Source organism: Nostocoides vanveenii, from assembly GCF_039531165.1.
GTDB classification, from domain to species: Bacteria; Actinomycetota; Actinomycetes; order Actinomycetales; family Dermatophilaceae; genus Nostocoides_A; species Nostocoides_A vanveenii.
Window position 1 is genome coordinate 48,541 of record NZ_BAAAPN010000003.1, and the last position, 12,884, is coordinate 61,424.

At 69.7% G+C, this 12,884-nt stretch carries 11 protein-coding genes; 7 read left to right on the plus strand and 4 right to left on the minus strand.

Features of this window, described 5'->3' with window-relative positions; translation table 11 throughout:
- Positions 1 to 22 precede the first annotated feature (22 nt).
- On the plus strand, positions 23 to 1,207 hold the full coding sequence (locus tag ABD209_RS00625) for a hypothetical protein (RefSeq protein ID WP_344060627.1): 1,185 nt from the start codon (positions 23 to 25) through the stop codon (positions 1,205 to 1,207).
- Complete coding sequence (locus tag ABD209_RS00630) at positions 1,207 to 2,649, plus strand: aminotransferase class I/II-fold pyridoxal phosphate-dependent enzyme (RefSeq protein ID WP_344060630.1); 1,443 nt, start codon at positions 1,207 to 1,209, stop codon at positions 2,647 to 2,649. The genes ABD209_RS00625 and ABD209_RS00630 overlap by 1 nt, the downstream gene beginning before the upstream one ends.
- Before the next feature lie 8 nt (positions 2,650 to 2,657).
- Here ABD209_RS00630 and ABD209_RS00635 read toward each other — a convergent pair whose 3' ends face one another.
- Together ABD209_RS00635 and ABD209_RS00640 are read right to left on the minus strand one after the other, a co-directional pair.
- Entirely contained in the window at positions 2,658 to 3,704 is a 1,047-nt protein-coding gene (locus tag ABD209_RS00635) for an acyl-CoA dehydrogenase family protein (RefSeq protein ID WP_344060633.1), read from the minus strand.
- A 6-nt stretch (positions 3,705 to 3,710) separates the two neighbouring features.
- Positions 3,711 to 4,892, minus strand: a complete 1,182-nt coding sequence (locus ABD209_RS00640; RefSeq protein WP_344060636.1) for an acyl-CoA dehydrogenase family protein — start codon at positions 4,890 to 4,892, stop codon at positions 3,711 to 3,713.
- Between the two features lie 216 nt (positions 4,893 to 5,108).
- Here ABD209_RS00640 and ABD209_RS00645 point away from each other — a divergent pair, with 216 nt between their 5' ends.
- Positions 5,109 to 5,522, plus strand: a complete 414-nt coding sequence (locus ABD209_RS00645; protein WP_344060639.1) for an SRPBCC family protein — start codon at positions 5,109 to 5,111, stop codon at positions 5,520 to 5,522.
- A 30-nt stretch (positions 5,523 to 5,552) separates the two neighbouring features.
- Here the strand turns inward: ABD209_RS00645 and ABD209_RS00650 are convergent, their stop codons facing one another.
- Together ABD209_RS00650 and ABD209_RS00655 are read right to left on the minus strand one after the other, a co-directional pair.
- Positions 5,553 to 6,251, minus strand: coding sequence for a 3'-5' exonuclease (locus ABD209_RS00650; protein ID WP_344060642.1), 699 nt, complete (start codon positions 6,249 to 6,251; stop codon positions 5,553 to 5,555).
- A 2-nt stretch (positions 6,252 to 6,253) separates the two neighbouring features.
- A complete protein-coding gene (locus tag ABD209_RS00655) occupies positions 6,254 to 8,122 on the minus strand; it encodes a DUF294 nucleotidyltransferase-like domain-containing protein (RefSeq protein ID WP_344060645.1) in 1,869 nt (622 codons plus the stop codon).
- 72 nt (positions 8,123 to 8,194) lie between these two features.
- Here ABD209_RS00655 and ABD209_RS00660 point away from each other — a divergent pair, with 72 nt between their 5' ends.
- From ABD209_RS00660 to crcB, 4 genes are read left to right on the plus strand one after another with little or no spacing between them, the layout of a single operon-like run.
- Positions 8,195 to 9,994, plus strand: coding sequence for an ABC transporter ATP-binding protein (locus tag ABD209_RS00660; protein WP_344060648.1), 1,800 nt, complete (start codon positions 8,195 to 8,197; stop codon positions 9,992 to 9,994).
- Positions 9,991 to 11,991 (plus strand): ABC transporter ATP-binding protein, encoded by a 2,001-nt coding sequence (locus ABD209_RS00665; RefSeq protein ID WP_344060651.1) that lies wholly within the window; start codon positions 9,991 to 9,993, stop codon positions 11,989 to 11,991. The genes ABD209_RS00660 and ABD209_RS00665 overlap by 4 nt, the downstream gene beginning before the upstream one ends.
- Before the next feature lie 50 nt (positions 11,992 to 12,041).
- Positions 12,042 to 12,485 carry a CrcB family protein gene (locus tag ABD209_RS00670; protein ID WP_344060654.1) on the plus strand — a complete coding sequence of 148 codons (444 nt, stop codon included), beginning with the start codon at positions 12,042 to 12,044 and terminating at the stop codon, positions 12,483 to 12,485.
- Positions 12,482 to 12,853 (plus strand): fluoride efflux transporter CrcB, encoded by a 372-nt coding sequence (crcB, locus tag ABD209_RS00675; protein WP_344060657.1) that lies wholly within the window; start codon positions 12,482 to 12,484, stop codon positions 12,851 to 12,853. Before ABD209_RS00670 ends, crcB begins: the two co-directional genes overlap by 4 nt.
- Positions 12,854 to 12,884: the final 31 nt, after the last annotated feature.

Genomic DNA, 12,884 nt, shown 5'->3' on the forward strand with positions numbered 1-12,884 from the left:
TGCCATTCTCGGGCGGTGGGCGATGACTGACGAGGCGGGACAGGTGGGCATTGTGGATCCGGCGGAGGAGGCGTTCGCCCAGGCAGGGGAACGCCTGTATGCAGCGCCACTGACCGAGTTCATGGCCACGCGCACGGAACTGGTCGCGGCGGCCAGGGCGGCGAAGGACCGGCCGCTGGCCACACGCATCGGCAAGCTGCGCAAGCCGAGCGTGGCGGCGGGGCTGGTCAATCACGTGGTCCGTGCGCACCCGGAGTTGGTCGAACAGGTGCGCAGCGTCGGCGCGCAGCTGCGGGCGGCGCAAGCCAATCTGCACGGCACCGCCATCTCCGCCCTGCGACCGGCTCGCGATGGTGTCATTGCGGAGCTTCTTGCTGCTGCCGAGGCCGTCGCTCGGGCCGGCGACGCTCCGCTGACCTCGGCCGCACGCGACGAGATCCGTGACACCGTGATTGCGGCGCTGGCCAGCGAGGAGGCGACCGAGGCGATGGCGTCGGGGGCGCTGACCCGCACGTTGGCCTACTCCGGATTCGGCGAGGTTGACCTGGACGACGCGGTCGTCGAGGGCTTCCGGCTGCCGGCGCCCAAGCTCGTGCTCCTCCGGCCACCGAGGCAGCCCGAGCCCGACCGCGCCTCCCTCGACGAGCCGGTTGCTGCGCGGGCCCGTGAGCAGGTTGAGCCAGAGCTGGACGCACCGGCCACGACCCCGGAGCCGGATGGGCCAGACCCGGCGCCCCCTGCGACGGGCCGTCCGGAGCGCTCTGCGGTCGAGGATCCCCTGGCGGCGCTCACCCGCGGTCTGGGGAGGGCAACTCCCACCGACACCGCCGAAGTCTCGGCCGAAACCGCAGATGCGCCGTCGCCCGGACCGCGGGAATCGCTGTCTTCTTCTGCCCGGGCGTCGACCCGGGCGGCCGAGGACGATGACGACGCGGACCCGGAGGCGCTGATCGAGGCGGCGGCGCAGGCCTACGCTGAGGCGGCCGGGCGGGTCGCGCAAGCGAAAGCCGCTGTGGCGCAAGCCAGCCGTGAACTCAATGCGTCCAAGGTCCGGGCTGACGACCTGCGCGCCCAGCTGGCCGCCACCGAGGCCGAACTGGCCGACCTCTTCGCTCGTGACGCCCAGGCGCGCGAGGCCGTCACCCAGGCCGTCCAGGCCCGCCTGGCTGCCGCGGAGTTGCTCGCCAGGCGGGAGGCGCAGGCCTGATGCCCACCGACCCTCGCCGGCTGCGTGGCCACGCGCCGCTGCTCGATGCTTGGCTCGCCTTCCAGGAGAAGCCGATTCGGCCGTTCACGATTCCCGGCCACAAGCAACGGCTCGACCTCGTCGGTGACGTCGTCGCCGGCGACGTGCCCCTCTACGCCGGCCTCGACTCGATGAAGCTCACGCGCGGGGTGCTCGCCGACGCGGAACGTCGGGCCGCGGCTGCCTGGGGCGTCGACCATGCCCGCTTCTCGGTCGGCGGATCCACCCACGGCAACCAAACCGTGGCGCTCGCCGTCGCCAGCCCGGGCGACACCGTCGTCGTCGGGCGCACCGCCCATCGGTCGATGGTCCTGGCGCTCGTGCTCGCAGGTCTCAAACCGCGCTGGGTGAGCCCGCCCGTCGACTCGACGACTGGGCTCCCACTCGGTATCGCCGTCACAGACCTCGATCGAGCCTGTCGCCAAAGTCCAACTCCCACAGCGATTTTCCTCACTGACCCGTCCTATGTCGGAACTCTCGGCGAGGTCGAGGCGTGGGCCGGCGTCGCGCATGCCCACGGCATACCACTGGTTGTCGACGCGGCCTGGGCGGCACACTTCGGCTTCCACCCCGACGTGCCGGGCCATGCCCTAGCGCGTGGCGCGGACGCCGTGGTGACGTCCGCGCACAAGTTGCTACCGGCCTACAGTCAGGGCGCGATCGTGCTCGCCCGTGGCGAACGCGTCGACCTCGACCGACTGGATGCGGCGTTCGAGGCGACGCACACGACCAGCCCGGCCGGCTCGATTCTCGCCTCGATCGACGCGAGTCGCGCTCTGTTGCAACGCGATGGCGCAGAGCTGCTCGGCGCCACCCTCGACGCCGTCCGGTCCCTCCGGCGCCGCCTGCAAGCCGTCCCGGGCCTCGTCGTGCTCGACGGCCCCGCCGTGGATCCGCTCAAGGTCACCCTCGTCCTCGGCGGCACCGGCGCCGACGGCAACGCGGTCGAGGCCGACCTCATGGCTTCCGGTATGCCGGTGGAGTTGGCCGACCGGGACACGCTTGTCGCGCTCGTCTCGCTCGCGGACACCGCGGACACCGCGGACACCGCGGAAACGCTTGGCGCGCTTGGCGATTCGCTGATCGAGAGCATTGCACGCCACCGCGGCCCGGCGCGTCTGGCCGTCACCGCGGCCGCGTACGCCGTGACCCCGGAGCAGGCGGTCGCCCCACGCGACGCCTTCTTCGCCGAGCGCGAGGCCCTCCCGCTCGGGGCCACTGAGGGGAGGGTGAGCGCCGAGCTCGTCGCGCCCTACCCGCCCGGCATCCCCGTGCTGGCGCCTGGCGAGCGCGTGACCCGCAGCGTGCTGGACGCCCTGGCGAGCGCCCGCGCGTCGGGCATCCGGATCGCCTATGCCGCCGACCCGACGCTATCCACCCTGCTCTGCCTGCGCGACGGCTGACCGGCAAGTCAGCCGATCAAATCCACCGCCTCGTAGTCGCCCACGCGCGCGGCCAGCGCGGCCAGGTGCTGCCGTGTGTCGCCATACGAGTGCTCGATGGCCGTCAGCCGAGCGGTGAGATGACCCACGGCATACTCCGCCGTCACGCCGATCCCGCCGTGCAACTGAATGGCCTCCTGCCCGATGTGCCGGCCGGCCTTGCCGACAACGACTTTCAGACGGTCGATCGTCGCCGCATCGTCGGGGTCGGCAGCGAGCGTCATCGCCGCGAATTGCACGGTGCTGCGCGCGAGTTCGAGGGAGGTGTACATGTCCGCGGCGCGCTGCGTCAGCGTCTGAAAGCGCGCCAGAGGCACCCCGAACTGCTTGCGGGTCTTCAGGTACTCCACCGTCATCGTCAAGGCCGTGTCCATCGCGCCGAGGGCCTCGGCGCACAGCGTCAGCGTGCCCAGATTGACTGCGCGCGCCACGGCGGCCGCCTCGGCGCCCTTGAGCCGCCGCGCGGCGACACCCGCCAGGTCCAACCGTGCCCCGCAGAGGGCGGGGGACTCGATCACGAAGACAGCGACGCCGTCCGCATCGCGAGCCGACGTGACCACGGCGTCGGCCGCCGCGCCACACGGGATCGGCTCGCGGACGCCGGTCAGGCGGTCGCCGTCCGCCATCACGCTCGCGGGTTCCAGTGACCACGCCCGATTGGGCTCATAGAGCGCGGGCACCACGAAAGAGTCTCCGGCACAAAGCGATCCGAGGAGTTCGCCGCCGTCCCGGCTAGCGGCTAAGAGGGATCCCGCCACCATCGCCTCGGCGTATGCCGTGCGGATGCCGGCGCGCCCGAGCTCGCTCGCGACGATCATCACCTCGACCGGGCTCGCGCCCATGCCCCCGGATGCCTCGGGGAAGGGCAGCCCAAGGGCGCCCAGTTCGGCCAGGGCCGACCACAGCGCCGGGTCGTGCGGCGCGTCGCCGGGCACGGGTTCCGTGCGGCCGCGGGTGGCCAACTCGCGCACCGCGTCGCGCAAGGACTCCTGCTCATCGGTGAATGCGAAAATCATTGCGGCTCAGCCCTTCAATCCGAGAATGGCGCTGGCGATGACCCCGCGTTGGACCTCATTGGACCCGCCGTAGATCGATGCCTTGCGATAATTCAGATATACCGGAGCCGTATGCCGTGCCCACTCCGGCACCGCACCGTCGTCCTCGCCGGACCACACCACCGACATCGGCCCGGCGATGTCGACCATCAGCTCCAGCACGTCCTGCTGGACCTGGCTGCCGCGCAGCTTCAAGATCGAGGACGCCGGGTCGGGCTTGCCGCCGTGCGAGTTGGCGGCGACTCGCAGCACGGTCAGTTCGAGTGCCATCAGATCGCATTCGAGCTCCGCGATTCGCGCGGCCATCAGCGGATCGTCCAGGAGCGTTCCTGATCCGGAGGCCACGGTCGCGGCCCGCGCCTTGGCATCGGCGAGCTTGCGCTTGATCCAACCCACCGGAGCGACGCCGACCCGCTCGTTGCCGAGCAGGAACTTCGCATAGTCCCAACCGCGATTCTCTTCTCCGACAAGCTGATCGGCGGGCACGCGGACGTTGTCGAAGAAGACCTCGTTGACCTCATAGCCGCCGTCGATCAACTGGATCGGCCGCACCGTGATGCCCGGGCTGGTCATGTCGATGAGCAGCATCGAGATGCCCTGTTGGGGCTTGGCCGCCGCGGGATCGGTGCGGACGAGCGCGAAGATCCAATCGGCATACTGGCCTAGGGTCGTCCACGTCTTCTGGCCGTTGACGAGAAATTCATCGCCGTCGCGGACGGCGGTCGTGCGCAGCGAGGCGAGGTCGGAGCCGGCCTCGGGCTCGGAGAAGCCCTGACACCACCAGATGTCCAGCGACGCCGTCGGCGCCAGGAATCGCTCCTTCATCTCCTGGCTGCCGAAGGCCGCAATGACCGGCCCGATCATATTTGCGTTGAAGGCGAGAGGCGCGGGCACGTGAGCCGCGGCCATCTCGTCGAGCCAGATGTAGCGCTGCAGGTCGCTCCACTCCTTGCCGCCCCACTCGACCGGCCAGCCCGGCACGGCCAGCCCGTGCTCGTGCTGGATCCGGTGGGCCTGCGCGAAGTCCTCCTTGGTCAACTCCGCACCCACTGCGACCTTGTCGCGGATGTCCTGGGGGATTTTCGTGGTGAAGAATTCGCGCATCTCCGCGCGGAATTGCGCGTCGTCCGCGCTGAGCTCACGCTCCATCGAGTGCCTCCGTCAGTGGTGCCGCCCTGTGAATCTGACTCCATTCAACCCGGCCGGGCCGCCGCCGCCGCGGCGGGGTGCCTATGACCTTGGCACCAGCCGGCAGCCGAGGCATCGGTGGGGGTGACCGCTGTCGGAGGGCGCGAGTATGGTCGGATTCCTGACCGGTCATCGGGCCGGTCACCGATCACCACTGGTGAAAGGACGTGGTCATCGATGTCGGTGAACAACGAGGGCGAGGCACCCGCCGAGAAGTCCGATTTCGTGTCGGTCTCGCGCGTGCTCGATCATTCGGTCGCGAATGTCTGGGGTGCCTTGATGGCCCGGCACGGCGCAGAAGCTCTCCTTGGTGAGGGCGGCGAGCTCGGCACGAAGGGCAGCAGTTGGCGGGCCAGCGACGGCACCTTCGGGGTGACGCGCAGCTTCCATCCCCAGGAGCAGATCCGCTTCTCCTGGCACGCGGATGATGCTGCCCCGGCGACCTTGGTCGATGTGCATCTCGTCCCGGCCGACGACGCGCGGACCAGCCTGGAGATCCGCCACGAGCACCTCGACGACGGTGCCGATCGTGACGGGTTGGCCGCCCATTGGGAGGCCGCCCTCGATCGACTGGACGCGATGTCCTTGTGAGCCGACGGGGCCGGCGATCGGCCGGCCCGGTCAGCTCGCCAGCCGGTCCAGTGTGACCGCCTTGGCGGCGCCGTGCTCGAGTTCGGCCAGCTGGGCAAGGTAGAGCTCGGCGCAGGCGAGGGCATCCTGCAGGGCGTCGTGCGCGGCATACGTGGGCAATCCGAAGCGTTCGCGCACCGTCCATAGGCGCAGTTCGCCCGGCTGCGGTTCCCGCTGCCAGCCGCCCGGGAGGGCTCGTCGGGCCAGTTCCATGGTGTCCACCGTGCGCAGCGGCAACTCCAGCCCGTATGCCGTTCGGCACGCCGCCCCGAGGAAGCCCACCTCGATCGGTGCGTGGTGAGCGAGCAGCACGCGGCCGGTGAGGGCGGTCGCCAGGGCGTCGACGGCCTCCCGCGCGCTGACGCCCGCGGCGACCAGGTCGTCCGTCAGGCCGTGAATCGTCGCGCTGACGCCGACTTCGGCCCCGGCTTTGGGACGCACATGGATCCGTCGAGCCCCCTCGAGGCGGATCGTGTGCCCGTCCACGGGCACAAAACCGATGCTGAGCAACTGATCACGGGCGGGATCGAAACCGGTGGTCTCGACGTCCACCGCCAGCAGCCGCAACGCGCTCGCCGCGGTCGCACCGGACGGCAGACCGGCCCGCGCAAACTCGCCGACCGGGCTCGCGACCCCGGCGAGTCGGCCAAGGGCCTTCTCGGGCCCCCGGCGCAGGCCGAGCCAGGCCACGGTCAGCCCAGCTTCCCGGTGCCATAGGCGACACCGAGGGTGGACTGGGCGGACCGGACGATCGCGAAGGCCTCTCGCAAGTGGCGCTTGTCGAACGAACTGAGCTCGTCGGGGGAGAGCCGGTTGTCGGGCGCCTGCCCGGCGCGCACCCGCGCCGCCTGGTGACGGAAGCGGACATACGAGATGAACTCGAAGGCATCGCGCAGATCGGCACCGCGCCCGGCGTCCATCCGCCCGGCCGCGACGGCGGCGGCGAGCCGCTCGTCGGTGTTCTGCGCCGGGCTGCCCACGGCCAGCCCGTGCACGCGGGCCAGATCCACCACCGCACCGATACCGCCGCGCTTGATGTCCAAGGTGTCTCGGTGGGCACCCTCCTTGGCCAGCACGAAGCCGCGGAAGAAGCCGATCGGCGGCTCGTTCAGCACGGCCGCGCCCGCGAGGTGGGCGAGGAAGCGGGCCGAGGTGGGAGCCTGCGTGCGCACCTGCTCGGCCAACTCGGCATACAGCGAGGCATCGCCAGCGACCGGGCGCATGTCGAAGAAGATGCTCGCCCGGAGGATCGCCTCCGGCACGGGTGCGGTCATCCAGTCGGTGAAGACTTTGCGCCACTTTTTCAGGCGGAGGCGGCAGTTCGGGTTGGTGGCCATGACGTCGCCGGCACACGTGGGATAGCCCGCCTCGACGAGGGCATTGCTGACCAGCCTCGCCAGTTCGGCGAAGTACTCCTTGTCCGCCGATGTGGCCGCGTCATCGATGATCAGCGCATTGTCCTGGTCGGCCGCCAGGGCCTGCTCCATGCGTGCTCGCGAGCCCAGCGTCACCCAGCAATAGGGCACCGGCGGGGCGCCGAGCCTGGCCTCCGCGAGGGCGATCAGCCGCCGCTCGATGGCGTCGCCGACGGTGGTAACGATCCGCCCCATGTCGGCGGCGCTGGCGTCCTGCGCCACGAGCGACTCCACCACGGACGGCAACCGCGCCGCGATCTTGGCGATCGCCGCGCCGCTCTCCTGCTTGGCGATGTCGCCGGCGAGATAGACGGGGTTGGCATGTTCGAGGCGCATCAAGTCGGTGGTCGTCACCACCCCCAGCGCCCGGCCGTCTTCGACCAGCGGCAGATGATGGATGCGGCGGCCGACCATCTCCAGCAACGCCTCGAAGGCCAGACCGTCCGCGCGGGCCGTCACCGGCTCGGTCGTCATCACGGCGCTGACCGGGCCCGCGGGATCGAGACCGACGGCGAGCACCCGGTTGCGCAGGTCGCGGTCGGTCACGATGCCGGCCAACCGCTCGCCGTCCATGACCAGCAGCGAGGAGATGCCGGCTTCAGCCATCACCGCGGCCGCCTGCCGGATCGTGGCGTCGAGGCCGACCGTCACCGGCTCGCGCTTGACCATGTCGCGCAGGCGGGTCTTGAGCACGGCGCTGCCGGAGCTCGAGGCCTGCTGGAGAGCGACCGCTCCGGCCATCCGCCGCGCGCGCTGGGAGTCGAAGAACTCCTCGAAGCCGGGCGCATTGCTGCACAGCTCGGCGAAGGTCGCGGCGTCCATGACCAGCGCCAGCGTGTCCTCGATGGCGACCACGCTGAAGGTCGACGGGTTGCCGCCGAGCAGGGTGGTCGACCCGAAGCACGTCCCGACCTCGCCCCGGTCGACGAGGGTGCCGACGGCATCGTGCATGTCGACGGCCCCCGACCGCACGATGAACAGGTGCAGGTTGTCGCGGCCCGGGACCATGATCGCGGTCCCGCGCCGGAAGTACTCGACGCGCAGCCGGCGCACCAGCCGCTCCACGGCGCCTGGCGCCATCGACTCGAAGGGTGGGTGAGCGAGCAGGAAGTCGCGGATCTCGGCGAGCTCCACATCGAGGGCCATGAGTCCATGGTGGCAAACTCGCTGCGGAATGGCGTGGCGCCCCCGCCGGTGCGGGCGTAGGTTGTCGGGGCCATGTTGCTTCGACTGATCCGCTCGCACCTGCGGCCGTATGCCGTGCCGGTCGCCGTCATCTTTGTGCTCCAGTTCGTTGCGACCCTGAGCAGCCTCTACCTGCCGTCGTTGAACGGCCAGATCATCGACCAGGGCGTCGTGCCCGGGGACATCGCCTACATCCTGCGCACCGGCGCGATCATGCTCGCGGTCTCCATCGTCAACATCGTCGCGACGATCGGCGTCGCCTGGGCGGCAGCGACCGCGTCGGCGGGGGTGGCGCGCGACCTGCGCCGCGAGGTCTTCGAACGCGTCGGCCGCTTCTCGGCCCAGGAGTTGTCGAGCTTCGGGGCGCCGACGCTGATCTCGCGCAACACCAATGACGTCATGCAGGTTCAGACGCTGCTCAACATGGGCCTGATGTTCATGGTGTCGATCCCGATCATGATGGTCGGCGGCATCATCATGGCGCTGCGCGAGGACGTCGGTCTCTCCTGGCTGGTCGCCGTCGCCGTGCCGCTGCTCGGGGTCATCGTCGGGTCCATCGTCGTTCGGATGCTGCCGTGGTTCCGGCGCATGCAGGAGTCGGTCGACGCGGTCAATCGCATTCTGCGCGAACAGATCACCGGCATTCGGGTGGTGCGCGCCTTTGTGCGCGAGCGCCACGAGGAGGCGCGGTTCGACGACGCCAACACGACCTATACCGGCACGGCGCTCGCGGTCGGCCGGCTCTTTTCGATGGTCTTCCCGCTGGTCATGCTCGTCTTCAATGGGGCCAGCGTGGCGGTGCTCTGGTTCGGCGCGCACCGCGTCGACAACGGTCAGATGGAGGTCGGCGCGCTCACGGCCTTCATGACCTATCTGATGCAGATCCTGATGTCGGTGATGTTCGGGGTGATGATGTCGATGATGATCCCCCGCGCGAGCGTCTCGGCGGGCCGCATCACCGAGGTTCTCGATGCCGTCCCGACGATCGTGGACCCGCCCGCGCCGATCCCGATCGACCCGGAGCCTGAGCTGGCTGCTGAAGATGACGCGTCGGTCGATCCGGTGGCTGAGACGGGCGCGCCACCGCCGCCCATCGGCGTGGAGTTCCGCGGCGTCAGCTTCAGCTACCCCGGTGCCGACCACCCCGTCCTGACCGGTGTCTCCTTCGTTGCCGAGCCGGGCCGGACGACCGCGGTCATCGGCTCGACCGGTGCCGGCAAGACCACGCTCGTCTCGCTGGTTGCCCGCCTCTACGACGTCACCGAGGGCGCGGTCCTCGTCGGCGGGCTCGACGTGCGCGATGTCGCCCAGGAGGATCTCTGGCGTCATCTCGGCCTGGTCCCGCAGAAGCCTTTCCTCTTCAGCGGCACCGTCGCGAGCAACCTGCGCTATGGCGATGCCGACGCAACTGACGAGCAACTCTGGGAGGCGCTGCGCATCGCCCAAGCGGCGGACTTCGTCCGAGCCATGCCGGGCGGACTCGACGCGCCGATCGCCCAAGGGGGCACGAACGTCTCCGGCGGGCAGCGCCAGCGCCTCGCGATCGCCCGAGCACTCGTGCGGCGGCCCGCGATCTACCTCTTCGACGACTCCTTCTCGGCGCTCGACCTCGCCACCGACGCCCGCCTGCGCGCTGCGCTGCGCTCCGTCACCCACGATGCCGCGGTCATCGTTGTCGCGCAACGCGTTTCGACAATCATCTCGGCGGATCAGATCATCGTCTTAGAGGACGGGATGATCGTCGGGAGCGGGCAGCATACGGAATTGATCGAGACCTGCCCGACGTATGCCGAAATCGTGGCGTCCCAGGCCGTCATGGAGGACGCCGCATGAGCGACGTCATCAAGTCGGAGGAGGAGAAGGCCGCCGATGCGCGGCGCGGCCCGGCAGGAGCCGCCCAGCGCAGCGGCCCGCCGCACATGCGGATGGGCCAGCCGGCCGAGAAGTCGAAGAACTTCTTGCCCTCGGCCAAGCGCCTCCTCGGTATCTTGCGCCCCCAGCGCACGCTCGTCTGGGCGGCCATGGCCTTCGCCGTCGTCTCGGTCTGCCTCTCGGCGGTCGGGCCCAAGATTCTCGGCCGAGCCACCGACCTGATCTTCGCCGGCCTCTTCGGGCGGCAGATCCCCGCGAACCTCACGGTCGAGCAGTTCGCGACCATGCTCCGAGCCCGGGGTGAGGACAAGGTCGCCACCATGGTCGAGGCGATGGATCACGTCATCCCGGGGCAGGGCGTCGATTTCGGCGCGGTGGCTCGGGTGCTCCTGCTTGCGCTCGGGTTCTATGCCGTCGCCAGCCTGCTCAGCTGGGCCCAGGCGCGGATCATCGTCGAGGTCGTCAACGGCAGCGTCTACCGGCTGCGGCGGCAGGTCGAGGAGAAACTCGGGCGACTTCCGTTGTCCTACTTCGACTCTCAGCCGCGCGGGGAGTTGCTCAGCCGGGTCACCAACGACATCGACAATATTGCCCAGAGCCTGCAACAGACCCTCAGCCAGCTGATCACCTCCCTGCTGACCGTCATCGCGATGCTGGCGATGATGGTCTGGGTCTCGCCCCTTCTCTCCTTGCTCGCGCTGGCGACGATCCCGCTGTCCATCGGCGTCACGGCCGTGATCGGCAAGCGCTCACAACGATATTTCGTCCAACAGTGGAAGAGCACCGGAGAGGTCAACTCGATCGTCGAAGAGACCTTCACCGGCCACGGCCTGGTCAAGGTCTTCGGCCGTCAGGACGAGGTCGGCGCCCGCTTCGCGGAGAAGAACGACGCGCTGCGCGACGCCGGCTTCGGCGCCCAGTTCGTCAGCGGCCTGATCATGCCGATGATGATGTTCGTCGGGAACCTCAACTATGTGGCGATCGCCGTCGTTGGCGGTGTCCGCGTCGCGAACGGCTCGATGAGCATCGGCGACGTCCAGGCCTTCATCCAATATTCGCGCCAGTTCACCCAGCCGCTGACGCAGGTGGCGTCGATGGCCAACCTGATGCAAAGCGGAGTCGCTTCTGCGGAGCGGGTTTTCGAGGTGCTCGATGCTCCCGAGCAGGAGCCGGACCCCGCCGATCCGGTCCGGGTGGACGACCCGCGCGGCCGCGTCGCCTTCGAGGACGTCAGCTTCGCGTATGCCGCGGACCGCCCCCTCATCGAGCACCTCGATCTCGTCGTCGAGCCGGGTCAAACGGTGGCAATCGTCGGTCCGACCGGCGCGGGCAAGACCACCCTGGTCAACCTCATCATGCGGTTCTACGAACTCGACGGCGGCCGGATCACCCTCGACGGCGTCGACATCACCGAGATGACGCGCGACAACCTGCGCAGCGAGATCGGGATGGTTTTGCAGGACACCTGGCTCTTCGCCGGCACCATCCGCGACAACATCGCCTATGGGAAGCCGGGGGCCACGGAAGGGGAGGTGCTCGCGGCCGCCCAAGCGACCTACGTCGATCGCTTCGTGCACTCGCTGCCGGACGGCTACGACACCCTGCTTGACTCCGAGGCGAGCAATATCAGCGCAGGGGAGAAGCAGTTGCTCACGATCGCGCGGGCGTTCATCTCCGACCCCGCGCTGCTGATCCTCGATGAGGCGACGTCATCGGTCGACACCCGCACCGAGTTGCTCGTCCAACACGCGATGGCCGCCTTGCGCAGTGACCGGACCAGCTTCGTCATCGCCCACCGGCTCTCCACGATCCGCGACGCCGACCTGATACTGGTGATGGAGGACGGCCGGATCGTGGAGCAGGGCGGTCACGCCGACCTGCTGGCTGCCGGGGGACCTTTCGCCCGCCTGTATGCCGCGCAGTTCGCCGGCGCCATGGCCGAGGCCGAAGCGGGCTAGCCTCGAGCCATGGCCGGCTGCCTTCCGCAACAATCGCGCCTGGACTGTCCGTGACGACTGCCGGTCAGGGCTCGCGGGCGCACCCGGCCTATCGGCAACCGGGCATACTGGCCTTGGTCGCAGCGGGGGGCGCGGCCGGCACGCTGGCGCGCGCGCTGGTGGAGCAGCTCTTCCCCGCCCGGGCGGGGCAGTGGCCGTGGGCCACCTTCGTTATCAACGTCACCGGGGCCTTCCTTCTCGGGCTATTGCTGCAGACCCTCGCGCTCGGCGGCCCGGACACGGGGTGGCGGCGTTCGGCTCGCCTTGGCCTGGGGACGGGGGTGTTGGGTGGCTTCACGACCTATAGCACCTTCGCCGTCGAGACCATTCGGTCACCGGCTCTCCTCGCCATCACGTATGCCGTGGCGACCGTCCTTCTCGGCGGGCTCGCGGCGGCGGCCGGAATGCGGGTCGCGCAGCGGCGGGCTCGGCCAGGCGGGGTGGCCGCGGGATGAGTCTGCTGCTGGTGTGCGTGGCCGGCGGGCTGGGGGCCATTGCGCGGTTCACCGTCGACGGGCTGATCTGTCGGCACCGGCGTGGCGCCCTACCGCTGGGCACCCTGGTGATCAACATCGGTGGCTCTTTCCTTCTCGGCTTGGTCACCGGACTGGCGGTGCGGCATGCGGGCTTCCCAGCGGCAGTGGAAAGCGCTGTGGGGACGGGGTTTTGCGGTGGATTCACGACCTTCAGCACCGCCTCGGTCGACGTGCTAAGCCTGTGGGAGGCCGACGGTCCGCGGCCGGGGATCACGTATGCCGTGCTCACCCTCGCCGGGTCCGTGCTCGGCGCCGCCTTGGGCTGGTGGGCCGGCTCGATCGGCTGATGGCGGCCGTGTTTTGCCGGGTGCTACCGAC